The 23,209-nt window shown below is 71.7% G+C and carries 21 protein-coding genes; 7 read left to right on the top strand and 14 right to left on the bottom strand.

Going from position 1 to position 23,209, the window contains the following annotated elements:
• Positions 1-71 precede the first annotated feature (71 nt).
• From cysS to ACZ37P_RS30725, 5 genes are all read right to left on the bottom strand, one after another.
• Positions 72-1,463: a cysteine--tRNA ligase gene (gene cysS / locus ACZ37P_RS30745; protein ID WP_355342093.1), complete on the bottom strand. Its 1,392-nt coding sequence runs from the start codon at positions 1,461-1,463 to the stop codon at positions 72-74.
• A gap of 150 nt (positions 1,464-1,613) precedes the next feature.
• A complete protein-coding gene (locus tag ACZ37P_RS30740) occupies positions 1,614-2,003 on the bottom strand; it encodes a PPOX class F420-dependent oxidoreductase (RefSeq protein ID WP_355342090.1) in 390 nt (129 codons plus the stop codon).
• A 97-nt stretch (positions 2,004-2,100) separates the two neighbouring features.
• Positions 2,101-2,718 carry a 2-C-methyl-D-erythritol 2,4-cyclodiphosphate synthase gene (gene ispF / locus ACZ37P_RS30735; RefSeq protein ID WP_467349595.1) on the bottom strand — a complete coding sequence of 206 codons (618 nt, stop codon included), beginning with the start codon at positions 2,716-2,718 and terminating at the stop codon, positions 2,101-2,103.
• Positions 2,708-3,439: a 2-C-methyl-D-erythritol 4-phosphate cytidylyltransferase gene (ispD, locus tag ACZ37P_RS30730; protein WP_391164090.1), complete on the bottom strand. Its 732-nt coding sequence runs from the start codon at positions 3,437-3,439 to the stop codon at positions 2,708-2,710. The genes ispF and ispD overlap by 11 nt, the downstream gene beginning before the upstream one ends.
• Before the next feature lie 322 nt (positions 3,440-3,761).
• A complete protein-coding gene (locus ACZ37P_RS30725; protein ID WP_033174074.1) occupies positions 3,762-4,244 on the bottom strand; it encodes a CarD family transcriptional regulator in 483 nt (160 codons plus the stop codon).
• Positions 4,245-4,788: 544 nt separating this feature from the next.
• Between ACZ37P_RS30725 and ACZ37P_RS30720 the strand changes: the two genes are divergently transcribed.
• Positions 4,789-5,406: a DUF461 domain-containing protein gene (locus ACZ37P_RS30720; protein ID WP_355342083.1), complete on the top strand. Its 618-nt coding sequence runs from the start codon at positions 4,789-4,791 to the stop codon at positions 5,404-5,406.
• A gap of 132 nt (positions 5,407-5,538) precedes the next feature.
• On the opposite strand, the gene phoP is transcribed toward ACZ37P_RS30720, so the two are convergent.
• Complete coding sequence (gene phoP, locus ACZ37P_RS30715; protein ID WP_093716893.1) at positions 5,539-6,219, bottom strand: two-component system response regulator PhoP; 681 nt, start codon at positions 6,217-6,219, stop codon at positions 5,539-5,541.
• Positions 6,216-7,562 (bottom strand): two-component system sensor histidine kinase PhoR, encoded by a 1,347-nt coding sequence (gene phoR, locus ACZ37P_RS30710; RefSeq protein WP_355342080.1) that lies wholly within the window; start codon positions 7,560-7,562, stop codon positions 6,216-6,218. The genes phoP and phoR overlap by 4 nt, the downstream gene beginning before the upstream one ends.
• Positions 7,563-7,744: 182 nt before the next feature.
• Between phoR and phoU the strand changes: the two genes are divergently transcribed.
• Positions 7,745-8,428 (top strand): phosphate signaling complex protein PhoU, encoded by a 684-nt coding sequence (gene phoU / locus ACZ37P_RS30705; RefSeq protein ID WP_355342077.1) that lies wholly within the window; start codon positions 7,745-7,747, stop codon positions 8,426-8,428.
• A 629-nt stretch (positions 8,429-9,057) separates the two neighbouring features.
• Here the strand turns inward: phoU and ACZ37P_RS30700 are convergent.
• Positions 9,058-9,816, bottom strand: a complete 759-nt coding sequence (locus ACZ37P_RS30700) for a phosphoglyceromutase (RefSeq protein WP_401313784.1) — start codon at positions 9,814-9,816, stop codon at positions 9,058-9,060.
• A gap of 92 nt (positions 9,817-9,908) precedes the next feature.
• Between ACZ37P_RS30700 and ACZ37P_RS30695 the strand changes: the two genes are divergently transcribed.
• Entirely contained in the window at positions 9,909-11,321 is a 1,413-nt protein-coding gene (locus ACZ37P_RS30695) for an MDR family MFS transporter (RefSeq protein ID WP_467349592.1), read from the top strand.
• A 79-nt stretch (positions 11,322-11,400) separates the two neighbouring features.
• Here the strand turns inward: ACZ37P_RS30695 and ACZ37P_RS30690 are convergent, their stop codons facing one another.
• The 3 genes from ACZ37P_RS30690 to mshA form a co-directional block, all read right to left on the bottom strand.
• Positions 11,401-13,122, bottom strand: a complete 1,722-nt coding sequence (locus ACZ37P_RS30690) for a glycosyl hydrolase family 28-related protein (protein WP_467349591.1) — start codon at positions 13,120-13,122, stop codon at positions 11,401-11,403.
• A 121-nt stretch (positions 13,123-13,243) separates the two neighbouring features.
• Positions 13,244-13,846 carry a type III secretion system chaperone family protein gene (locus tag ACZ37P_RS30685; protein ID WP_467349590.1) on the bottom strand — a complete coding sequence of 201 codons (603 nt, stop codon included), beginning with the start codon at positions 13,844-13,846 and terminating at the stop codon, positions 13,244-13,246.
• Positions 13,839-15,134 carry a D-inositol-3-phosphate glycosyltransferase gene (mshA, locus tag ACZ37P_RS30680; RefSeq protein WP_467349661.1) on the bottom strand — a complete coding sequence of 432 codons (1,296 nt, stop codon included), beginning with the start codon at positions 15,132-15,134 and terminating at the stop codon, positions 13,839-13,841. Before mshA ends, ACZ37P_RS30685 begins: the two co-directional genes overlap by 8 nt.
• An 885-nt stretch (positions 15,135-16,019) precedes the next feature.
• On the opposite strand from mshA, the gene ACZ37P_RS30675 reads away from it, so the two are divergent.
• The 3 genes from ACZ37P_RS30675 (at position 16,020) to ACZ37P_RS30665 (ending at position 19,776) form a co-directional block, all read left to right on the top strand.
• Complete coding sequence (locus tag ACZ37P_RS30675; protein WP_467349589.1) at positions 16,020-16,808, top strand: methyltransferase domain-containing protein; 789 nt, start codon at positions 16,020-16,022, stop codon at positions 16,806-16,808.
• A gap of 139 nt (positions 16,809-16,947) precedes the next feature.
• The gene (locus tag ACZ37P_RS30670; protein WP_467349587.1) at positions 16,948-18,000 is read left to right on the top strand and encodes a C40 family peptidase; all 1,053 of its coding nucleotides are present in this window, start codon (positions 16,948-16,950) and stop codon (positions 17,998-18,000) included.
• A 315-nt stretch (positions 18,001-18,315) separates the two neighbouring features.
• A complete protein-coding gene (locus tag ACZ37P_RS30665; RefSeq protein WP_467349585.1) occupies positions 18,316-19,776 on the top strand; it encodes a PP2C family protein-serine/threonine phosphatase in 1,461 nt (486 codons plus the stop codon).
• Between the two features lie 54 nt (positions 19,777-19,830).
• Here the strand turns inward: ACZ37P_RS30665 and ACZ37P_RS30660 are convergent, their stop codons facing one another.
• The 3 genes from ACZ37P_RS30660 to ACZ37P_RS30650 form a co-directional block, all read right to left on the bottom strand.
• The gene (locus tag ACZ37P_RS30660) at positions 19,831-20,184 is read right to left on the bottom strand and encodes a DUF2516 family protein (RefSeq protein ID WP_355342053.1); all 354 of its coding nucleotides are present in this window, start codon (positions 20,182-20,184) and stop codon (positions 19,831-19,833) included.
• Positions 20,185-20,308: 124 nt separating this feature from the next.
• Positions 20,309-20,914 (bottom strand): hypothetical protein, encoded by a 606-nt coding sequence (locus ACZ37P_RS30655; RefSeq protein WP_355342050.1) that lies wholly within the window; start codon positions 20,912-20,914, stop codon positions 20,309-20,311.
• A complete protein-coding gene (locus ACZ37P_RS30650; RefSeq protein ID WP_355342047.1) occupies positions 20,911-21,387 on the bottom strand; it encodes a helix-turn-helix domain-containing protein in 477 nt (158 codons plus the stop codon). Before ACZ37P_RS30650 ends, ACZ37P_RS30655 begins: the two co-directional genes overlap by 4 nt.
• A 551-nt stretch (positions 21,388-21,938) precedes the next feature.
• On the opposite strand from ACZ37P_RS30650, the gene ACZ37P_RS30645 reads away from it, so the two are divergent.
• The gene (locus ACZ37P_RS30645; RefSeq protein ID WP_467349582.1) at positions 21,939-23,186 is read left to right on the top strand and encodes a DNA topoisomerase subunit B; all 1,248 of its coding nucleotides are present in this window, start codon (positions 21,939-21,941) and stop codon (positions 23,184-23,186) included.
• Positions 23,187-23,209 lie beyond the last annotated feature (23 nt).

The raw sequence follows: 23,209 nt of genomic DNA, 5'->3' as shown, positions 1-23,209 counted from the left end.
GGAGGCGATCCGCCAGGAGGCGTTCCGCCACGGAGGCAGTCGGCCGCTGAGGCGGTCGGCCGCGGGATCGGTCAGCCGCGCAGCGTCCAGCGCGAACCCGTCGGTGTGTCCTCGATCTCCAGACCCGCCTGTACGAGCTGGTCGCGGATCGCGTCGGCGGTCGCGTAGTCCTTGCGGGCGCGGGCCGACTGCCGCTGTTCGAGGACCAGCCGGACCAGGGAGTCCACGACGCCGTGCAGGTCGTCGCCGCGGTCGGCGCCCGTCCAGTGCGCGTCGAGCGGGTCGAGGCCCAGCACTCCGAGCATCGCACGGACCTCGGCCAGACGCGCGACCGCGGTCTCCTTGTCGTCCGCCGTCAGCGCGCTGTTGCCCTGCCGGACGGTGGTGTGGATCACGGCGAGCGCCTGCGGCACTCCCAGGTCGTCGTCCATCGCCTCGGCGAAGGCGGGCGGCACCTCGGCGGCGGGCTCGACCGGCCCGGCTTTCTCGATGACCCGCTGCACGAAGCCCTCGATCCGCGCGAAGGCGGACTCCGCCTCGCGCAGCGCCTCCTCGCTGTACTCGATCATCGACCGGTAGTGCGGGGTGCCCAGGTAGTAGCGCAGCACGATCGGCCGCCAGCGCTGCACCATCTCGGAGACCAGCACCGAGTTGCCGAGCGACTTGCTCATCTTCTCGCCGCTCATGGTGACCCAGGCGTTGTGCACCCAGTAGCGGGCGAACTCGTCGCCGTACGCCTTGGCCTGCGCGATCTCGTTGTCGTGGTGCGGGAAGATCAGGTCGATCCCGCCGCCGTGGATGTCGAAGACGCTGCCCAGGTACTTGTGGGCCATCGCCGAGCACTCCAGGTGCCAGCCGGGACGGCCGCGGCCCCACGGGGTCTCCCACGACGGCTCGCCGGGCTTGGTCGACTTCCACATCGCGAAGTCCCGCTGGTCCCGCTTGCCGGTCTCGCCCTCGCCCTCGGGCTGGCGCAGATTGTCCAGCTCCTGGTTGGACAGCTCCAGGTACTCGGGGAACGAGCGCACGTCGAAGTACACGTTCCCGTCGGCCTCGTACGCGTGCCCGCGCTCGATGAGGCCGCGCATCATCTCGATCATCTCCGGTACGTGGCCGGTGGCGCGCGGCTCGTACGTGGGCGGCTGGCAGCCCAGCGCGTCGTAGCCCGCGGTGAAGGCGCGCTCGTTCTCGTACCCGATCGCCCACCACGGGCGGCCCTGGTCGGCCTCCTTGGCGAGGATCTTGTCGTCGATGTCCGTCACATTGCGGATGAACGTGACGTCGTAGCCGCGGTAGCGGAACCAGCGCTGGATGATGTCGAAGTTGAGCCCGGACCTGATGTGCCCGATGTGCGGGGCCGCCTGCACGGTGGCGCCACACAGGTAGATCGAGACGCAGCCCGGCGTGAGCGGGACGAAGTCACGGACCTGGCGCGCGTTGGTGTCGTACAGGCGAATAGTCACTCCACAAGGGTAGTGGCCCGGAGCGGGTGCCTTGTGCGGTCTGACACAGGGCACACACAACGGTGACAATCGGCTGTACGGCGACCCCCGCGCCCCGGCCCCGCCCGGCTGTACGGCGGCCCGGCTGTACGGACGGCGGCCCCGCGCGGCTCAGCCGTGCTCGACGATGCGGTCCGCGCTCACCCGTACGACGACACGCACGTCCCCGGGCTCGTCGTTGCCGTACTCCTCACCGGTGTACTTCCGGCTCAGCGCGTTGATCAGGTCGTCGCCGCCCTCACGGGTGAGGGTCGCCGTGCCCCGGATCTCCAGGTACTTGTACGGGTTGTCGACCGGGGTCACCAGCACGGTGGTGCGGGGGTCCTTGAGCAGATTGAGGTGCTTGCGACGGCCCTCCTTGGTGGAGACGAGCACGTCGTCACCGTCACGCGTCACCCACACGACGGACAACTGGGCCTGGCCGTCGGGCTGGAGGGTGGCGATGGTCGCGAAATTCTTGCCGTCGATCAGGGCGCGGGCGGAGTCCGGGAGGGCGGCCATGAGCGGGTCCTTTCACATGCCGGGGCGGTGATCTTCCGGCTACGCAACGTGCCGGACGGGCGGAGAATTCCCTCACCCGCCCGTGGGTTTTCCTCGCTCACTCGTGCGGGTGAGCGCGGACCACCAGTGCCGTCGCGACGGCGGCGAGGCCGTCGCCGCGGCCGGGGAAGCCCAGGCCGTCGCTGGTGGCGGCGCTCACCGAGACGGGGGCGCCGACCGCCGAGGTCAGGACCTTCTGGGCCTCGTCGCGGCGGCGGCCGATCTTGGGGCGTTTGCCGACGACCTGGACCGCGACGTTGCCGATGACGAAGCCCGCGTCGCGCACGATCCGGGCGGCCTCGGTGAGCAGGGCGGTCCCGGAGGCGCCCGCCCACTCGGGCCGGTCGGTGCCGAAGTGGGCGCCGAGGTCACCGAGCCCGGCGGCGGAGAACAGGGCGTTGCAGGCCGCGTGGGCGACGACGTCGGCGTCGGAGTGCCCGGCGAGCCCCGGCCCCTCCCCCTCCCAGAGGAGTCCGGCGCACCACAGCTCGCGCCCTTCCTCGAAGGCGTGGATGTCGGTGCCGATGCCGACCTGGGGAAGCACGTAGCCGGGCGGCAGGCCGGACCCGGGCAGGCCGCCGCCGGGCACACCGGAACCGGACGGATCGCCGCCGGGCAGATCGGACGCGGGCAGGTCGGACGGCACCCCGTGCCCGAGCGGGCCGTCAGTAGCCATCGGTGGCCCTCCTGCGGGCGAGTACGGCCTCGGCGAGTACGAGGTCCAGCGGGCGGGTGACCTTGAACGCCTCTTCGTGGCCCGGCACGACCAGCACCGGTACGCCGAGCTGTTCGACCATGCTCGCGTCGTCGGTGACATCGCGGGTGACGGTGGCGTGCGCCTTGGCGAGCGTGCCGCGGTCGAAGCCCTGCGGGGTCTGGACGGCGCGCAGCAGGGCGCGCTCCGGGGTGCCGGTGACCAGATGGGTGACCGCGTCGACGCTCTTGACGGTGTCGGCCAGCGGCAGCGCGGGGACGACGGCGGGGGCGCCGCCGCGTACCGCCTCGACCACGCCGTCCACGGTCTCCACCGGCACCAGCGGGCGGGCCGCGTCGTGCACGAGGACGACGTCCACGTCGTCGGGGAGCGCGGCGAGGCCGAGCCGTACCGACTCCTGCCGTACGTCACCGCCGGGGACGACCCGTATGTCGGTGGACTCGGGCAGGCCGTGGGCGTCGAGCAGCGCCCTGACCTCGGGGACGCCCTCGGGCGGGGCGACGACCACGATCACGTCGACGGCGCGGGCGCGGGCCATCGCGCGGACGGCGTGCACCAGGATGGGCACCCCGCCGAGGGTGCGCAGGGCCTTGGGCGCGCCGGGGCCGAGCCGAAGTCCACGGCCGGCGGCGGGAATGACTGCTGCGGTACGCAGGTTTGTGTCCTTGTATGAGGTGGGTATCGCCTGGGAGTACCCCCAGCCGAGGTTGGGGACAGTGCCGGGCAAGCGCTCACCGCGGACCCCTTCCGTGAAGTCCGCGGGGATGTGCCACGCCCGGTACCGCCTGGTGAGCGGTGCCGTATGTCTCCGGCCGTATGTCTCCGTACGCGGGCACAAGCATGCCGCAGCACCCGGTCGTCATGCCCGACCGGGTGCCGCGGTAATTCCCTCGGGTGGTGTTTCCGGGGGCAGTGCGTCGCCGTACGTCACGGTCGGCGTGGCCACGCCGATTGAGACGAGAAACGAGAACCTCGATGGCACGTGGTGGGCGCGCGCGAGGATCTTAGGACGCGAGAACCTCGTCGAGCAGCGCCTCGGCCTTGTCCTCGTTGGTGTTCTCCGCCAGAGCGAGTTCGCTGACCAGGATCTGCCGGGCCTTGGCGAGCATGCGCTTCTCGCCGGCCGACAGGCCGCGCTCGCGCTCACGACGCCACAGGTCGCGGACCACTTCTGCGACCTTGATGACATCGCCGGAAGCGAGCTTCTCCAGATTTGCCTTGTATCGCCGGGACCAGTTGGTGGGCTCCTCGGTGTACGGCGCGCGCAGCACCTCGAAGACCCGGTCCAGACCCTCCTGACCGACCACGTCGCGTACGCCGACGAACTCCGCATTGTCCGCGGGCACACGTACCGTCAAGTCGCCCTGGGCGACCTTGAGCACCAAGTAGGTCTTGTCCACGCCTTTGATCTGGCGAATTTCGATTGCCTCGATCAGCGCGGCCCCGTGATGGGGATAGACCACGGTGTCGCCAACCTTGAACGTCATGTGACAGGTACCCCTTCCGTGGCTATCCAGGGTAACACGGGAACGCCCTCATCTGAATGGCGTTTTCGCAGGTCAGAGCATATCTCAGGGCTTGACAACGGCCCCCGGGACGTGCTGGAGCATGCCTCCCGCGCGAGGTATCCGCAGGTGGGAGCAGGTATACGGGGAGGCTGAAACGTCGCCGTTACAGGCTCTACCGCCGCCGAACAAGGGGCAGTACGTCCCTATTTGTCGCTCCCGGACGAGTGGATCATCGCTACTCCGTTCGGGAACCTGCCCGCAGATGATCCAATTTTGCACAGTCGTGGAACAACGGCGGAACACTCGCGGAAAACCGGCCGCGCCGATCATGAACGACGTCGGGTAATCACGTCGGGGGAATGCGGAATGCAATGGGTACGCGCACCCGGCCCGCCACCGGGCGGGTGAACCGCGCGGGTGAGCCGGGCTCCCAGGGGCCACCCGGTGCGCGGGCGCGTCAACGGCTCGGTAATCTAAGGCCGCTGGAAGATCTTCCGAACCTGATCTAGGAGATGCCGCCGCCGTGGTCCGCAGCTTCCGTCGCGGCGCCCTCGCCGCCGTTTTCGCGCTCTCGCTCGCCCCGCTCGCCGCCTGCGCGGCCGGGAACGACGCGCAGACCCTGAAGGTCCAACCGGACAGCGACTCCGTGACCCACGGCGTGATCAAGGTACAGAACGCCGTGGTGCTCACCCAGAGCGCCGGCAACGGACCCGCGACGGTCTCCGCGCGCCTGTTCAACAACGGCGACGACGCCCAGACCCTCCAGTCCGTCCAGCTCGGCTCGACCAGGGTCACGCTCGCGGACAAGGACGGCGGCCAGACCGTCAGCGTCCCCGGCCACGGCACCGTGCTCCTCGGCGGCAAGGGCAACCCGTCCGCCGTCGTGGACAGCGGCACCGAGGCGCTGCGGGACGGCGACGTGCAGAACGCCGTGTTCGAGTTCAGCTCCTCCGGGCCCGTCGCGATCCAGCTCAACGTGATCCCGGCCACCGGCGACTACCAGCAGTTCGGTCCCAGCTCGCTGCCGACCACCCAGGCGCCGACGCCGAGCACCACGCCGACCGGTTCTGCCACGCCCACCGGCTCGGCCACGCCGACGGACACCGCGACCCCGACGGGCACCGCCACCCCGACCTCCTGAGGTCGGTTTTCGGACAACCTGAAACGGCCCGGTGGCACGCTCGCCACCGGGCCTTTCCCGTATACGAATCCGGGACGCGCTCTGCCGTCCGCGCGCTGTGTCAGGGCCCGGGTCCAAGGCCCGGACCCGGGGTTACGGCTCGAACTTGTAGCCCAGGCCGCGGACCGTCACCAGATAGCGCGGCGCGCCCGGGTCGGGCTCGATCTTGGCGCGCAGCCGCTTGACGTGCACGTCGAGGGTCTTGGTGTCACCGACGTAGTCGGCACCCCAGACCCGGTCGATGAGCTGCATACGGGTCAGGACGCGGCCCGCGTTGCGCAGCAGCATCTCCAGCAGGTCGAACTCCTTGAGCGGGAGGTCGACCTTGCCGCCGGAGACGGTGACCACGTGCCGGTCGACGTCCATCCGGACCGGACCGGCCTCCAGGGCGGCCGGGGAGATCTCCTCGGGCTCGCCGCGGCGGCGGAGCACCGCGCGGATGCGGGCGACCAGCTCCCGCGAGGAGAACGGCTTGGTCACATAGTCGTCCGCGCCTATCTCCAGGCCGACGACCTTGTCGATCTCACTGTCCTTGGCGGTCACCATGATGACCGGGACATTGGACTTCAGCCGGAGCTGGCGGCAGACCTCGGTGCCGGGCAGGCCCGGCAGCATGAGGTCGAGCAGCACCAGGTCGGCGCCATTGCGCTCGAACTCGTCCAGCGCGTCGGGCCCGGTCGCGGATATGGCGACCTCGAAGCCCTCCTTGCGGAGCATGTACGACAGCGCGTCGCTGAAGGACTCTTCGTCCTCGACGACGAGTACGCGTGTCACGGAAGGACCTCCGGGGCGGGGATGTGTTCGGGGAGAGAGCGGAAGAGCTGTTCGTCCGACGGCTCGTCCAGCGACTCCTGGTCGGAATCGAGATCGGAGTCGCGGTCGGAGTCGGGATCGGAGTCGGGGTCCGCGTCCGCCTCGGCCACGGGATCGGTGCCGGGCGGCAGTGCGCGGTCGCGGGCGATCCCGGCTTCGGGAAGCCGCAGTGTGAAGGTGGAGCCCTGACCCTCGGCGCTCCACACGGTGACCTCCCCGCCGTGCGAGGCGGCCACGTGTTTGACGATGGACAGCCCGAGCCCGGTGCCGCCGGTGGCCCGCGAGCGCGCCGGGTCGACCCGGTAGAAACGCTCGAAGACCCGGTCGCGGTCCTTCTCGGAGAGGCCGATGCCCTGGTCGGTGACGGAGATCTCAATGAGATCCCCGCCGGGTGCGTTGATCCTGCGCCCCGCAATGCCGACCCGCGTACGGGCCGGACTGTAGTTGACAGCGTTCTCGACGAGATTGCCGAGGGCGGCGGCGAGCTGGCCCCGGTTTCCCCATATGTGCAGGTCAGGGGTGGTTCCGGTAGCCATGGTGATCTGTTTGGTGTTGGCCTGGTGACGGCAGCGGTCGACGGCCTCGGCGACGAGGTCGTCCACGGCCACCGGCTCGGCGTCGTCGAGCAGGTCGTCGTCCTGGACCCGGGAGAGGTCGATGATCTCCTGGACCAGGCTGGTCAGCCGGGTGGCCTCGATCTGCATCCGGCCCGCGAAGCGGATGACCGCCTCGGGGTCGTCGGAGGCGTCCATGACGGCCTCCGACAGCAGGGAGAGCGCCCCCACGGGGGTCTTCAGTTCGTGGCTGACATTCGCCACGAAGTCACGGCGGACCGCCTCGATCCGCCGGGCCTCGGTGAGGTCCTCGACCAGCAGCAGCACCAGCCGGGAGCCCAGCGGGGCGACCCGCGCCGAGACCGCGAGACCTTCGCCGCGGCTCACACCGCGGCGCGGCAGGTCCAGTTCCACCTGCCGTATCTCGCCGTCCCGCCGGGTCTCGCGGGCCATCTGCAGCATCTGGTCGACGGCCAGCCGGCCGCCGCGTACCAGCCCGAGGGCGTACGCCGCCGAGCTGGCCTTGACCACCGTGTCGCCCTCGTCCAGGACGACGGCGGAGGACCGCAGGACCGAAAGGACGGTGTCCACGCCCGGCGGCAGCGCGCCGGTCATGTTGTCGGGCCGCATGGCCGTACGGGTGGGGCGGGCCTGTTCCCGCTCGCTCCAGCGGAACGCGAGCACGGCGATCACACCGGTCAGCAGACCGGCTATCGCACTGGCTGCGGCGACTGCCGCGTTCACGTCCATAGCCCCAGGTTAGGTGGGTCGCGCAAGCGATCCACAACCCCGGAAGCTACCTCTCGGATGCTCGTTGCCAAGAGTTCACCTTCACGTGGGGAGTGGTTCACTCAGGGTGTGCGGTCGGTACGCGTACGCCCATCAGCGTGGCAGCGTGGAGGAGAAACCTCTGTTCGGACGGAAGGAAAGCGATGCGGGACGCATATCACGAGGAGCTGGACTCGATCGGTGACGGTCTGGTCGAGATGGCCCGGCTCGTCGGCTCCGCGATCGGCCGCGCCACCACCGCGCTGCTCGACGCGGACCTGAAGGTCGCGGAGAGCGTCATCGCCGCCGACGAGAAGGTCGACGAGATCCAGCGGGAGCTGGAGAACCGGGCGATCACCCTGCTGGCCCGGCAGCAGCCGGTCGCCACCGACCTGCGGATCGTGGTCACGTCGCTGCGGATGAGCGCGGACCTGGAGCGGTCCGGCGACCTCGCCCGCCACGTGGCCAAGCTGGCCCGCCTGCGCTTCCCCGAGTCGGCCGTGCCGCGCGACCTGCACAGCACCATCCTGGAGATGGGCCAGCTCGCGCAGCGCCTGGTCGCCAAGGCCGGCGAGGTCATCGTCAGCAAGGACGTGGACGACGCGCTCCAGCTCGAAGCGGACGACGACCGCATGGACGAGCTGCACCGCACGCTCTTCCAGCACCTGCTGGACGACCGCTGGAAGCACGGCATCGAGACGGCCGTGGACGTGACGCTGGTCGGCCGATACTACGAGCGTTTCGCCGACCACGCCGTGTCGGTCGCCAAGCGCGTCGTCTACCTGGTCACCGGTGAGCACGCGGACGAGATGACGCCGCAGACGCCGTCGGCGGTGGAGGGCGCGTAACGCCGTCCGGCGCGGGCGGGGGGCTTGGGCGGCGCGCGGGTCGGTCGCCGCGCGTAGGGCGCGTAAGGCATTCGGGGGAGGCCGGAGTGCGCTCGTGCGCCGGGGGTGCGCTATTGAAGGGCGCGGCCGGCGCGGAGTTCACTGGTGGGTAGGCAAGCCTGAGGAGGGTGTACTGATGCAGGAATCCCCCGTCACGCCAACTCCCGTACGCGACCAGCCGTCTTCCGACCACGCCCCGCGGCCGCTCCGGACCCCGCTGCCGCTGGTCGCCGCGTGCGGCTGCGGCTCGGGGTGCGGCTGTGGCTGTCAGTCCGGCGGCGCCTGCCAGTGCGGAGGCTGCACCGGCTGACGCCCCGTCCGTCCCGACTCGTCTGATCCGTACCGTCCCGTCGCACCAACCGTTCACACGGACGACGGCCCGCGCTTCCTGACGGACGCGGGCCGTCGTCATGCCCGGCCAACGACGACGGCCGGGCCCTCGGACCGCCCTTGTGACGACCCGGAGGGCTCCGTCGAGGTCCTGCCGGCCGACGGGCTGCTCGGCCGCCGACCCGCCGTCGACCCGTGAACGACAACGCCCCCCGTCTGCGGGAAAACCCGCGGACGGAGGGCGTGGCGGTGCGAGAGGACTACTTCTTGCCCTGGTTCTTGACCGCCTCGATGGCGGCTGCCGCGGCGTCGGGGTCGAGGTAGGTGCCGCCCGGGTTGAGGGGGCGGAAGGAGGCGTCGAGCTGGTAGGAGAGGGGGATGCCGGTGGGGATGTTGAGGCCGGCGATGTCGGCGTCGGAGACGCCGTCGAGGTGCTTGACCAGGGCGCGCAGGGAGTTTCCGTGCGCGGCGACCAGGACGGTGCGGCCCGCGAGCAGGTCGGGGACGATGCCGTCGTACCAGTACGGGAGCATGCGCAGGACGACGTCCTTGAGGCACTCGGTGCGCGGACGCAGCTCCGGCGGGATGCTCGCGTACCGCGCGTCGTCGCTCTGCGAGAACTCGGCGCCGTCCTCCAGGGGCGGCGGCGGGGTGTCGTACGAGCGGCGCCACAGCATGAACTGCTCCTCGCCGAATTCGGCGAGGGTCTGCGCCTTGTCCTTGCCCTGGAGCGCGCCGTAGTGCCGCTCGTTGAGCCGCCAGGAGCGGTGGACGGGCACCCAGTGGCGGTCGGCGGCCTCCAGGGAGAGCTGCGCGGTGCGGATCGCGCGCTTCTGGAGGGAGGTGTGCACCACGTCGGGGAGGAGACCGGCGTCCTTGAGCAGCTCGCCGCCCCGGACCGCCTCCTTCTCACCCTTGTCGTTGAGATTGACGTCCACCCAGCCGGTGAACAGATTCTTCGCGTTCCACTCGCTCTCGCCGTGGCGGAGCAGGATCAGTTGGTACGGAGCAGCAGCCATGGGCCCGAGCCTAATAGAAATCCCCTGGCGCCACCCGACCGCCCTCTGTAATATTCTCCAGCCGGTAGAGGTCATTACACAAAGGGGTCGCGGTGACGGCGTTCAGTCGGGCGGTACGGGAGACGGTGAGCGGTCTTCCCCGCCAGTTCTGGTGGCTGTGGACCAGCACCCTGGTGAACCGCCTCGGCGGCTTCGTCGTGACGTTCCTCGCCCTCTATCTCACCGTGCAGCGCGGCTACTCCGCCTCGTACGCGGGCCTGGTCGCGGCCCTGTTCGGGCTCGGCGGCGCCGGGGGCGCGGTGCTCGGCGGGGTCCTCGCCGACCGGATCGGCCGCCGCCCCACACTGCTCGCCACCCAGCTCGGCGCCGCCGCCACCACCGCGGTGCTCGGCTTCGTGACCAACCCGCTGGCCATCGCCGCCGTCGCCACCCTCGTCGGCCTGACCAGCAGCGCCTCCCGGCCCGCGCTCTCCGCGATGATCGCCGACCTCGTACCCCCGAAGGACCGGGTGCGCGCCTTCTCCCTCAACTACTGGGCGATCAACATCGGCTTCGGCGTCTCGGCCGCCGCCGCGGGCTTCATCGCCTCCGAGGGATACGTGTGGCTGTTCGTCGGCGACGCGCTGACGACCGTGCTGTGCGCGGTGGTCGTGTACGTCAAGGCGCAGGAGACGCTGCCGGTGACGGCGAAGGTGACGTACGTGGACGGGAGGACGGTGAACGGGAAGGCTGGGAGGGGGAAGGCTGGGAGTGGGACGACGGCGAGCGGGACGACGGCGAGCGGGACGACGGCGAAATCCCGTCCCCGTAAGGCGACTTCGCGGCGCGCTGCGGACTCCACCGACATCCGGCTCTCCGACGTCCTGCGCGACCAGCGCTTCATGGCCCTGGTCGGCCTGACCTTCCTGCTCGGCTCGGTGATGAACCAGGCCAACTCCACGCTCGCCGTCGACATGGGCGCGCACGGCCTGTCCGCCCGCCAGTTCGGTGTCGTCATCGCCATCAACGGCCTGGTGATCGTGCTGCTCCAGATCCCCGTCACCCGGCTGGTGCGGCGGTACGGCAACGCGGCGCTGCTGGGCGTCGGTTCGCTGCTGATGGCCTGGGGCTTCGGCCTGACCGTCCTCGCGGGCTCGGTCGCCCTCTACTCGCTGACCGTCGTCGTATGGACCCTCGGCGAGATCGTGCACGCCCCCGCCTCGATGTCGGTGGTCGCCGACCTCGCCCCGGCCACCGCCCGTGGCCGCTACCAGGGCATGTACACCCTGTCCTGGTCCGCCGCGGCCTTCGCCGGTCCCCTGGTCGGCGGCGTCACCCTCGACCAGCTCGGCCGCACCACCGTCTGGCTGGGCTGCGCCGTCCTCGGCACGCTCGCGGGCGCCGGTTACTACCTGCTGCTGCGCGGCCGTCCGGCCGCCCCGGTCCTCCCCACCGCCCCTGTGGCGGCCGGAGTCGAGGCCCAGGCCCCGGCTCCCCGCGACGCCCCGGAACAGGTCGGCGGCTGAGCGCCGCGGGCCGTTCGCCGACCGGGACACCAGCCGGGACGCCGACAGGGCCACGAAGGCGCTCGACCGGAAGCCCCGGTCAGCGGCGGAGCCGCAGAGCGCGCTGCGCCTCGTAGAGGTTCGGCGGGTCGATCCCCGGAGTGCCGTAGGACTCCAGGCGCGAGTGCAGCGGGCCCGTGAAGTCGGGGACGTCGATCTGGCCGAAGGGGGTCACCGTGGAGATGCCGACGGTCGCGCTGTAGGGCGCGATGTCGTCGATCTTGACGCAGCCCGCGCGGCCGTTGGTGACGGTGACGTTCCAGTGGGTGAAGCGGGCGCCGTACAGCGGTCCGGCGGAGGCGTCGCCGCCGTGCTGACCGTCGTTGGAGACGGTGATGTCGGTACGGACGCAGGCGAACGGCAGGCCGCGGTGGGTGTCGAAGGTGCCCATCTCCATCCGGCCGCGCGACCAGACGTTGTACGACGACAGGCCCTCGGCGTTGATGCCGTGGAGCTGCGTGCCGGACGGGGCGGGCACGGTGCGCCGGTCGATCGCGAAGTCCTCGACGAGGTTGTCGTGCGAGCCCTCACGGCAGGCGTACGGGTGGTGGCTGCCGCGCCCCGAGACGCGGGTACGGCGGAAGGTGGTGGCCTTCGCCGCGACCATCAGGAAGCCGTTGTCGACGTCGACGGCGTGCACGTCGTCCACCCAGCAGTCCCAAGTGCACTGCGCGACCAGCCCGTTGTACCCCTTGTCGAGCAGATGCGGCGACTGCGGTGTGGGCGTCATTTGGATGGTCAGGCCCTCCACACCGGAGTTGACCAGCGGCTCGACCATCGTGGTGATCCTCGGCCGCCACAGCAGCCGGGTGTCCAGCGGCAGCGGCCGGTCGAAGGTGACGCGCCGTCCCCGGACTTCGGTGATCAGGGCCGGCCATTCGTAGGGGACGTACGAGAGCAGCTTGCTCTTGTCGGACCAGTCGTACGTGGCCGCGCCGTCGACGTCGCCCGCCATGTGGTCGAGCAGGCCGTGCGCGGGGTCGTCGGCGTATTGCAGCAACACGCGTGCGCCGGGTCGCAGTTGGCGGGCGCTGTCGACGGTGACGCTCCAACTGCCCTGAGCGGCCTCCTCGGTGACGGTCGCGAGCGTCCGCCACTGGTCACGCTTGTTGCCGGTCCAGCCCTCGAACGGCCAGTCCTTGGCGCGGATCGCGTCGGTCAGGGAGGCGTAGCGGTCGGCCGGGCACATCCAGACCAGGCCGCCCGCCCAGGACCACGACGACTTGTCGCCGCCGTACCGGCTGCCGTACGGGCCGATGAGGTCGGTCAGCGACCTGGTCGCGTACAGCACGGTGCGTCCGCTGCCCGCGCCGCGCAGGGTGGTGTTGCTCCAGCCGAGCCGGATGACGTCGTCGATGCGGTACGTGCCCGGCGGGAGGTGGACGGTGCCGCCGCCCGCCCGGCCGACCTCGCGCAGGGCGCGGTTGATGGCGGGGGCCGCGTCGGCCGAGCCGTCCGCCTTGGCGCCGTAGCGCAGGACGTTCGCGCGGACGGGGTGGCGGCGGAAGCGGCGGGAGCCGCCGTCGTAACCGGCGCGGGCGACGTACGGGATCTGCGGGTGGGTGTACGGGGTCGCGGTGAACTCCCGCCAGAGGGCGACGGGTTGGCGGCCCCCCTGCCCGGACGGGTCGACGGCCGCGTCGGCGGCCTTCGCCGTACCGCCGAACGCCGTACCGCCGAACGGCGTGCCGCCGAGCGCCGTCGCGGCTGCCGCCGCCGAGGTGACCTGGACGCTCGCGGTCAGCAGCTTCCTGCGGCTCATCGCCATGCTTCCACCCTTCACACGTAGGCCGCTATCACGTATCTGAACGTGGTTCAGATCTACGACTGATGTGAGGGTGTCATGTGGTACGGACCAAGGGGAAGGGGTCGTGCGGTGATTCTTAGGACTGACCTTCGGTCAGGTGAGTGAACGCGTCCAGGTTCCTGGTGGACTCGCCGCGCGACACCCGCCACGCGTACTCCTTGCGGATGGAGGTGGCGAACCCCAGCTCCAGCAGCGTGTTGAAGGAGCCGTCCGCGTTCTCCACGACCGCGCCGAGCAGCCGGTCGACCTCTTCCGGCGTGACGGCGGCCAGCGGGAGGCGGCCGTTGAGGTAGACGTCACCGAGCCGGTCGATGGCGTAACTCACCCCGTACAGGCGGAGGTTGCGCTCCAGCAGCCAGCGGTAGAAGGCTTCCTGGTTCTCGTCGGGGTGGCGGACGACGAAGGCGTTCAGCGACAGGGTGTGGGCGCCGACCAGGAAGGAGCAGGTGGTGGAGAGCTTGCGGGTGCCCGGCAGTTGGGTGACATACGTGTCCGGGCGCGGCGACTCCCACGGCAAGTCGGCTTCGCGCAGGGCCTGTTCGAGCGCGCGGACGGCTCGCGCCCGGAGGTCGCCGCGCGGGGCGTCGGGGGTCGCGCCGCCATGGGCACCGTCATGGGCTCCGTCATGGGCTCCGTCGTCGGTGTCACCGTTGACGTCCACCGGGGTCTCCTCAGCCATGCGCCGATCGTAGGTGACGGCGGTGTTCGGCCTGCGCAGCCGCGTACACCTCGGTGGTGTCGGCCGCGGCCTTCCCCCAGCCGAACTCCCGCGCGTGCCGGGCCGCCGCCGCGCCCAGCGAGTCGCCGAGCGCCGGGTTGTCGATGAAACGGCGCAGCACCCGCGCGTAGTCCCGGGGGTCGTGCCCCGGTACGAGGAAGCCGGTGCGGTCGTCCGCCACCGCGACCGGCAGCCCGCCGACCGCCGCCGCGACCACCGGCGTACCGCACGCCTGCGCCTCTATCGCGACCAGCCCGAAGGACTCGTTGTACGACGGCATGACCAGGACGGTCGCCGCCCGGTACCAGTCCGCGAGCCGCTCCTGGTCCACCGGCGGCTGGAACCGTACGACGTCGGACACGCCGAGCCGCGCGGCCAGCTTGTGCAGCGCCTCCGGCTTGGCCAGGCCGCTGCCGCTGGGGCCGCCGACGATCGGCACGAGGAGGCGGTCGCGCAGCGTCGGGTCCTCGTCCAGCAGCACCGCGACGGCGCGGATCAGCACGTCGGGGGCCTTCAGGGGCTGTATCCGGCCCGCGAAGAGCGGGATCACCGCGTCCTGCGGCAGCCCGAGGCGCCGACGGGCCGCCCCGCGGCCCGGCTCCGGGCGGAAGCGGTCCAGATTCACGCCGGGGTGCACGACCGCGACCTTCGAGGCGGTCGCCTCGTAGTACCGCACCAACTCGTCTGCTTCCTCGGCGGTGTTGGCGATCAGGCGGTCGGCCGCCGCCACGACCTGCGTCTCGCCGATCACCCGCGCGGCGGGCTCGGGACAGTCGTCCTCGGCCAGCGCCGCGTTCTTGACCTTGGCCATGGTGTGCATGGCGTGCACCAGCGGCACGCCCCAGCGCTGCGCCGCCAGCCAGCCGACGTGGCCCGAGAGCCAGTAGTGCGAGTGCACCAGGTCGTAGTAACCCGGGCGGTGGCCCGCCCACGCCTGCATCACCCCGTGCGTGAACGCGCAGAGCTGCGCGGGCAGCTCTTCCTTGGCCAGGCCCTCGTACGGGCCCGCGTCCACGTGCCGCACCAGCACACCGGGGGCCAGCTCGACCGCCGGGGGCAGCGCTCCCGTGGTGGCCCGCGTGAAGATCTCGACCTCCACGTTCAGGTCGGCGAGGCGCTTGGCCAGCTCCACGATGTAGACGTTCATGCCGCCCGCGTCGCCGGTGCCCGGCTGGTGCAGCGGTGACGTGTGCACGCTCAGCATCGCGACTCGGCGTACGCGGCGGCCTCCGGTGCGGCGACCCCTCATCCCCAGCGCGTGCTTGTGCTTCTGCGCACCGCGCAGCGCGGCGAGCCGGGACGACGTCTGCTGGGTCACCATGCGTTCCTTCCGAAGGCCGTACCCCCGCGTTCAACCATGGGGAACGCCGGAACTGGCGGTTCCATTTCCTTGTTGCCGAAGCGTGACCTTGGGGGGTGGGTGGTGTCTTGGTCTTTTTGTCTTTTTTTCCCGCCCGCCCACCCGTGCGGGTGCTTTCTTCGTCTGCGGGTGCCGCCCGTGCCTGGTCGGTCCCGGCCCGGGGCACCTCCTCGGGCGACGAACCTGCGGCCACCTGCGCCTGCTTCTGCCCCTGCCCGTTCGTCCCCCTGCGGGGGCACCCCGCACCGACCCCTCCGGTCCGCCGGCGCCCGCCTGTCCGCTGTGGCTGAGGAGGGGGAGGGGGTGGGTGGGGGCCCAGGCCCCGCGCGACCGACCGTCCACCCGGGGCGGGAGGAGGGGGTGGGTGGGCACCTCGGCGGTCGCCCGCTCGTGGGGGGCCGGGAGGAGGGCGGGCGCAGGTAAGCCTGGCGGCGGTGGCCCACCCGTGGGGGGCGGTGGGTCAGGGCATGCGGGCGGGGTCGGCGGACTGGCTGGAGGGCACCCCAGGGGGGCCGGGCGGTGACGCAGGGCGGCTCGCCGAAAGACCCCCCCCCGGCAACCCCCACCGGCAGGCGGACGCCGACGAGCGAGGAGGGGACGGGCCGGGGTGCCCCCGCAGAAATGCGGTGACAAGAAGGGCACCGGATACGCGGGACCAGGTAGCCGCATTTCGAGGAGGTGCCCCGGACCGGCACCGACCAGGCACAAGCGGCACCCGCAGACGAAGAAAACACCCGCACGGGTGGGCGGGCGGGCAAAGACTAGAGTCGAGGAATGCGCGGCATGGTGGGGGTGGTGACCAGAGGAACCACCGGGCCCAACCGGCTGCGCCGGATGGACCGGTGGATCGCCACCGCGCTGGAAGCGGAACTGCGGCGAGCCGACCACCCCGTCGTCGTCGACCTCGGATACGGCGCCGCCCCCTGGACAGCGGTGGAACTCCTGAGCCGCCTCCAGGCGGTAAGAGAGGACGTCCAGGTCGTCGGCGTCGAGATCGACCCGGCCCGCGTCGCGGCAGCGAAACCGTACGAGCGCGACAACCTGAGCTTCATACACGGCGGCTTCGAGGTCCCCCTCCCCCACGGAAGCCGCCCCGTCCTGATCAGGGCGGCGAACGTCCTGCGCCAGTACGACGAAAGCGAGGTCGCCGCCGTATGGACCCGGCTGCGCGGCCGGCTCGCCCCCGGCGGCCTCCTCGTGGAAGGCACCTGCGACGAGATCGGCCGCCGCCACGTCTGGGTGGCGCTCGGCCCCGAAGGCCCCCGAAGCGTCACCTTCGCCACCCGCCTCGGCTCCCTCGACCGCCCCTCCGACCTGGCCGAACGCCTCCCGAAGGCGCTGATCCACCGGAATGTGCCCGGCGAACCCGTGCACGCGTTCCTCACCGCCTTCGACCGGGCCTGGGCCTCGGCCGCTCCCCTGTCCGCCCTGGGCGCGCGCCAGCGCTGGATCCGCGCCGTCACCTCGCTGCGCGCGGACGGCTGGCCAGTCGTGGACGGCCCCGCCCGGTGGCGCCAGGGCGAGGTCACGGTCGCCTGGCCCGCCCTCGCCCCGCACGCGTAACGCCCTCTCGCCCTTCCCCTTTACGGCTCGCCGTGCCACCATCCGCCAAGATGTGACGGCCCGTCAGATAAGCCCAGCGTTCAGCGGCGCGAGGAGCCGCGCGAACAGCCACCGCGCCCGTGACGTGAGGGAGGCTCGGATGACCCGCGGAATCCGAAGCGGCGCCTGCGCGGCGGCGCTCACGGCGCTCACCGCCACGGTCGCGCTGACCACCGCCACCGCCACGGCCCCGGCGCAGGCCGCACCCCCGCGCACCTTGGCGCAGGTCAGAACCGAGGTGGACGCGCTGTACCGGCAGGCGGAGGCGGCGACGGACGCGTACAACGCGGCCGGGGAACGCGTACGGGCCCAGCAGCACGACCTGGTGGCGCTGGCGGTGGCCATCGACCGTACGCAGACACGCCTGCGCACGCTCACCGCGCAGGCGGGGGCGCTGGCCCGCGCGCAGTACCGGGCCGGCGGGGTGCCGGACACGCTGCGGCTGGCGATGTCGGGGGACCCCGACACCTTCCTGTCGGACGCGGGACTCGCCGCCCGCGGCGCCCGCGCGGCGAGCGCCACGATCGACGCGCTGGCCGACACGCGCGGGAAGCTGGACGGCTACGCGCACGCCGCCACCGAGCGGTGGCAGCAACTGGTCGACGCGCAGCGGACGGCGGCGGGGGCGCGGCAGCGCGTACGGGCCAGGCTCGCCGAGGCCACCGCGCTGCTGGCCACGCTCAAGGAACAGGAGCGCGTCCGGCTCGCGCGGCTCGAGGACGAGGCGGCGTACCGCGCGCAGAGCGACTGGCTGGCGACCGGTGACGCGAAACGCCTGGTCACCGCCGCGTCCACGGCGTCCTCCGCCGCGGGCCGCCGCGCCGTGGCCTTCGCGACCCGGCAGATCGGGAAGCCGTACGTGTGGGGCGCGGCGGGCCCGTCCTCGTACGACTGCTCCGGGCTCACCTCACAGGCGTGGGCGGCGGCGGGCCGTCCCATCCCGCGCACCTCGCAGGAGCAGTGGGCGCGCCTCCCCCATGTGCCCGTGGACCGGATGCGCCCCGGCGACCTCGTCATCTACTTCTCCGACGCCAGCCACGTCGGCATCTACGTCGGCGGCGGCGCGATCGTCCACGCGCCGCGCCCGGGGCGGGACGTGGTGGTGGCGGGGGCCGGTTCGATGCCGATCCTGGGGGTCGTACGACCGGGTTGATGACGGTTCGCGTACGTCTGGACGGAGGGAGACGTGGGGCGCGGAGGGATACGTGGGCGGGTACGCGTACGGGCGGCGGGTACGCGCGACGGGCGGCGGTCCGGATGCGGGCGGCGGTCCGGATGCGGGTCGCGGCGGGGGCGGGGTTGTGGCCGCCACGCGTGACCTTGGTCATGTGCGGATCAACACATCCACCGCGAAATCCCCTGCTGACCGCCGCATATGACGCTGACGGTTCACTCTCTGCCCTCCCGTCACCTTGCCTCCAGCCACTAGGGTCTCCGGAGATCCTCGGGGGAGGGAAGGAGTCGCTTGATGTCCGCAGCCCAACGCGGCACCGATCGGCCCTCAGCCACCGACGAGACGCGCGGGGCCGAGGGCCCCGCTGCCGTACCCGGTTCGGGGACGGCTTCCACGGCCGGGTCCTCGCCCCTTTCCGTACCGCCGTCCGTACCGACATCGGTCGCCGTGCCGGGGTCCGTCCCCGTACCGCCGTCCGTCCCCGTACCGGCGTCCACCGCCGTACCGCCGTCCGTCCCCGTACCGGCGTCCACCGCGCCGTACACGGAGTCCGGCGCCCTCTCGCTGCCCCGGCAGCGGCAGGATCCGGGCAGCGGTCCCGCGATCTTCACGCTGCTGGTGATCGGCGAGGACGCGACGGACGCCTTCACCGCGCCGTGGTTCCAGGAGGGCGGCGGGCCGCGAATCCGTATCCTGCGGGCACGTAATCTCACCGCGGCCGGCCGTCTGCTCACCGACGACGTGCACTGCATCCTCCTCGACCTGCCCGACGTGCTGGACGGCCTGCGGCAGGTGCTGCGGCTCGCGCCCGGCACCGCCGTACTCGTCCTGACCGACGGCGCGGACGACGGGCGGGCCGCGGAGGCCGTACGGGTCGGCGCCCAGGACCACCTCGCGCGGCACGAGGTCGACGCCGGGACCGTCACGCGCGCCGTCCGCTACGCCGTCGAGCGCAAGCGCGCCGACCTCGCGCACCGGCAGCTCACCGAGACGAAGCTGCTCGCGCAGGAGAACTCCCGGCTGGAGCGCGGCCTGCTGCCGACCCCGCTGCTGGACGGCGCGAGCCTGCGTTTCGCGGCGCGTTACCGCCCGGGGCGCAGCCGCGCCCTGCTCGGCGGCGACTTCTACGACACCGTCCGCGCCCCCGACGGCACCGTCCACGCGATGATCGGCGACGTCTGCGGCCACGGCCCGGACGCCGCCGCCCTCGGGGTCCAACTCCGCATCGCCTGGCGTGCGTTGACCTTCGCCGGGCTCGGCGGCGACGCGCTGTTGCGTACGCTCCAGCAGGTGCTCGAACACGAGCGGTCGGACGACGAGATCTTCGCGACGCTCTGCACCGTCGACATCGCGCCGGACGCGCGCAGCGCCGATCTGCATCTGGCCGGACACCCGGCGCCGCTGCTCTCGACCCCCGGCGCTCCCGGCAGCGTGCCGGAACTGCTGCCGTACACGGAGGGCGGCCCGGCGCTCGGCCTGCTCCCGGACGCCCGCTGGCAGCGGATACCGGTACGGCTGCGCGGCGAGTGGAGCCTGATGCTCTACACCGACGGCCTGATCGAGGGCCGGATCGGCCAGGGCACGCAGCGGCTCGGGCAGGACGGGATGGTACGGATGACCGCCCGGCTGCTGGCCGAGGGCCTGCGCGGCGAGGAACTGCTCGACGCGACGCTCACGGAGGCGCGGGAGCTGAACGGCGGGGAGCTGACGGACGACGTGGCGGTCGTGCTGCTGGAGCGGCCGAAGCGGATCTGAGGCCGGTCTGCTGGGGGGCCGCCCGCGCGGTGGGTACGGCCCTGTGGGTACGCGTCAGCCGTTGTACGGGCCGTACGGGCCGTCGCTGCTGCTGCCACCGCCGCGGCGCCGCCGCAGGCCGCCGCCACGGCGCGGTCCGGTGATCTGCCGTACGGCGGGGCGTACGTCCACCATGTACACGATCACGGCGACCAGGCCGATGACCGGCAGGAACGACAGCACCGAGAAGAGCTTCATCACCACGGCCGCGATGCCGAGGATGATCAGCCAGAACGCCTTGGTGTTCTTGTCCGCCGCCCGGTACGCGTCCTCACGGCGGATCGCCGCGTCCACGAAGGCGAAGGCCGCGAAGAGGAAGAGCGCCCACGACACCAGGCCGAGCACCCCGAAGAACCCCGTGATCAGCACGCCGTCCACCGCCCTTGTCGCTGTCGGCCGGCACCGTGCCGACCGTCCGCTTGTCGCCCGCCCAACCGTACCGGCTCCTGTACGAACAACGGGCCGGGCTCGCAAAGCGTGCCCGGCCCTCACCTCACTCCGCGGACTTGTCGGTCGCCTTCTTCGCGCCACTCGGCTTGCGGGGCGTGGTCTTGCGGGCGGCCGGCTTGTCGCCGGACGTGTCGGCGGGCTTCGCGGCCAGCCGGTCGCCGATCGACTCGGTCAGCGGCTCGTCGGCCGGGATGTCCGCGAGCTTCACGGCCGGCGGGATCTCCATGATTTCGTCGGCCGCGCCGCCGCGCCACTGAGCGACCGCGCCCTTGCCGCGCTCGGCCAGCTCGTCGTACGTCTCGCGCGCCTTGACGGCGTACTCGGCGGCCCGGCCCACGCCCTGGAGCGCCAGGTCCTGCACGGACCCGCCGATCTTCTTCAGGTCCAAGTCGATGCCGCTGATCGTCTCGTTCAGCCGCGTCTGCGCCTTGGTCGACGCGTCCTTGGCCTGCGCGGTGACCCGCTGCTGCACGTCCTTGGGGTCGGTGCCGCGGATCTTCTCGATCCGCTCGGGCGCCTGGTCCTTCAGCTTCTCCAGCAGCGCGGGCACCTCGCGGAGCTTCGCCGCGGCGAGGTCCGCCGTACCCGCGACCGCGTACAGCGGGGTCGGGTTGCGCAGGCTCTTGACGATGTCGTCGGTGATGGTCATTTCTCGGATTCCTCCCGTACGAGTGTCGGAGACGAATCCGCCTCCACGTTCTTCCGCTCTTCTTCGGCGTTCTTCTGTTCTTCTTCGGCCTGTCGTGCGGCTTCCTCGGCCTTGGCGGCCGATTCCGCGGCGGCGTTCTCTTTCCTGAAGGACTCGTAGATCTGGATGAGCACCTGCTTCTGCCGCTCGTCGATCGACGGGTCCGACATGATCACCGCCGGCACCTCCAGCTCGTCCCGCTCCCGCGCGTCGAGCATCCCCGCCTGCACGTAGAGCGTCTCCGCCGAGATCCGCAACGCCTTCGCCAACTGCTGCAGGATCTCCGCACTAGGCTTCCGCAGCCCGCGCTCGATCTGGCTCAGATACGGATTCGACACACCGGCCGCCTCCGCCAACTGCCGCAGGCTGAGCCGCGCCCCCCGCCGCTGCTCCCGCAGGTACTCCCCGACGTTGCCCACCTTCAGCGAAGCCATGCCTCCACCTTCCCCCACCCCGCTAACTTTTGCAAGCACACCGCTTGCAACAGTGACCCTCCCAGCTTCACCGACTGCTCCCCCTGCCCCCCGATGCCCCCCTGCGGCCGGTACGTCCGGGGCCGGTGCTGTCAGGGCCGGGAGATAGCGTTTTCGGCGACACCCGGACCCTGGAGGCCACTTTGAGCTGGGACCTTCTCCTTCTGCCGCTTCCTGCGGACATCAGGTCGGTCGGCGAGCTCCCCGAGGGCTACCGCGACCGGGTTGCCGGTGACTCGCGGGGCGGTCGCTGACGGCCGACCGGAGAGAGCGGCGGCCGGATGCGCGCTGGGAAAAATGGGCGCCTTCGGGGGCGACGGAGAGGGGGGTTGAGGGGGCTCAGACGGGGTTTGGCCGCGCTTCCGGCGAGGGTGGGGAGTCGCGGGCCGGGAGGGGGCCGGGGGGCGGGCAGCGGGGCGGGCACGGGTTCGTCGCATGGCGTCTGACCTGGTGTTTTACGCGGATTCGCCTAAGCTGGGGGGCTCGGGTGGACGCGGTCGGAGGGGGATCTCGTGAGTCGGGGCGGCGCGGAGGACGGCAGGGAGAAGGACGGCAGGGAGAAGGCCGGCGCGGAGGAGGTCCGCTGGCGGTACGAGGCCAGCGACATCACGGTGCTGGACGCGAGGGAGACCATTCGGCGGCGGCCTGGCATGTATGTCGGGACGACCGGCCGACGCGGGTTGCATCAGATGGTGTTCCAGGTCATGGGCCGGGCGGTGGACGAAGTGCTGGCCGGGCGGGCCGGGACCGTGGACGTCGTCCTGGGACCCGGCGGCGAGGTCAGCGTCGCCGACGACGGGCCGGGGGTCCCGGTGGAGGTCGCGGAGGACGGCGACGGCCTCGAAACGCTGCTGACCCGCACGGCCGGCAGGCCGAAACCCCCCGGTCGGCACTGCGCGGTCCTGGAGCGGGCGGGCTTCGGGCCCTTCGTCGCCAATGTCCTGTCGAGCAGCCTGACGGCCGAGGTACGGCGCGACGGGGTCCGGTGGGTGCAGGAGTACGAGCGCGGCGGCGCGATCGCGCCGCCGACCGTCGTGGGACCGGCGGCCGGCACCGGGACCACCCTCAGCTTCCGGCCCGACCCGGAGATCTTCCCGACCACGGAGTGCTCGTTCGCCGCGCTCGCGGACAGCTTCAGGGAGCTGGCGTTCCTGAACAGGGACCTGGAGATCTCGCTGACCGACGCGCGGTCACCGGGCGAGCAGCAGTCGGTACGGTTCCGATTCCCGTACGGGGTACAGGACTTCGTCGTCTTCCTCGACAGCCCCCACGGTCACGACGACCCCGACGCCCCGGCCCGGACACCCCTGCACCCCGACGTCATCGCCTTCGCCCGGGAGGACCCGCGGATGGAGGGGACGGCCGAGGTGGCCCTGCGGTGGTGCTCCTCCCCCGACGAGCGCATCCGGAGCTTCGCCAACAGCGCGCCCACCCGGAACGGCGGCGCGCACCTGGCGGGCTTCCGCGACGGACTCGCGCTCGCGGTCAACGCCTTCGCCCGGGAGCGGAGGCTGCTGTCGGCGGCCGATCCCGATCTCGGCGGCGACCGGATCGGCCAAGGACTGACCGCGGTCGTGTCGGTGAAGGTGGACCATCCCTGTTTCGAGGACCCGGTCCACGGCACGTTGGGCAACGCCGAGGTGCGCGCCTGCGTGAGGGAAGCGGTCAGGGAGCACGTCGGCAGGTGGGCGGAGGAGCACGCGGACCGGGCCGCGGTCGTCGTCGGGCGGATCGTAGGGGTCAGCGGGCGGGCGGGGTGAAACGGTCGTGGAGACCTCCGGAC

The organism is Streptomyces sp. NPDC024632 (genome assembly GCF_055559175.1).
Note: the sequence above shows the minus strand (reverse complement) of the source record. Positions and strands in the feature narration are given on the sequence as shown.

Coding starts and splice junctions, on each gene's coding strand:
- ACZ37P_RS30740 (WP_355342090.1), bottom strand. CDS start 2,003: ATGGCCGCCCTCCCGGACTCCGCCCGCGCCCTGATCGACGGCAAGAAT.
- ispF (WP_467349595.1), bottom strand. CDS start 2,718: ATGGCTACTGACGGCCCGCTCGGGCACGGGGTGCCGTCCGACCTGCCC.
- ACZ37P_RS30725 (WP_033174074.1), bottom strand. CDS start 4,244: ATGACGTTCAAGGTTGGCGACACCGTGGTCTATCCCCATCACGGGGCC.
- phoR (WP_355342080.1), bottom strand. CDS start 7,562: ATGGACGTGAACGCGGCAGTCGCCGCAGCCAGTGCGATAGCCGGTCTG.
- phoU (WP_355342077.1), top strand. CDS start 7,745: ATGCGGGACGCATATCACGAGGAGCTGGACTCGATCGGTGACGGTCTG.
- ACZ37P_RS30700 (WP_401313784.1), bottom strand. CDS start 9,816: ATGGCTGCTGCTCCGTACCAACTGATCCTGCTCCGCCACGGCGAGAGC.
- ACZ37P_RS30690 (WP_467349591.1), bottom strand. CDS start 13,122: ATGAGCCGCAGGAAGCTGCTGACCGCGAGCGTCCAGGTCACCTCGGCG.
- ACZ37P_RS30685 (WP_467349590.1), bottom strand. CDS start 13,846: ATGGCTGAGGAGACCCCGGTGGACGTCAACGGTGACACCGACGACGGA.
- mshA (WP_467349661.1), bottom strand. CDS start 15,134: ATGAGGGGTCGCCGCACCGGAGGCCGCCGCGTACGCCGAGTCGCGATG.
- ACZ37P_RS30675 (WP_467349589.1), top strand. CDS start 16,020: ATGCGCGGCATGGTGGGGGTGGTGACCAGAGGAACCACCGGGCCCAAC.
- ACZ37P_RS30670 (WP_467349587.1), top strand. CDS start 16,948: ATGACCCGCGGAATCCGAAGCGGCGCCTGCGCGGCGGCGCTCACGGCG.
- ACZ37P_RS30665 (WP_467349585.1), top strand. CDS start 18,316: ATGTCCGCAGCCCAACGCGGCACCGATCGGCCCTCAGCCACCGACGAG.
- ACZ37P_RS30655 (WP_355342050.1), bottom strand. CDS start 20,914: ATGACCATCACCGACGACATCGTCAAGAGCCTGCGCAACCCGACCCCG.
- ACZ37P_RS30650 (WP_355342047.1), bottom strand. CDS start 21,387: ATGGCTTCGCTGAAGGTGGGCAACGTCGGGGAGTACCTGCGGGAGCAG.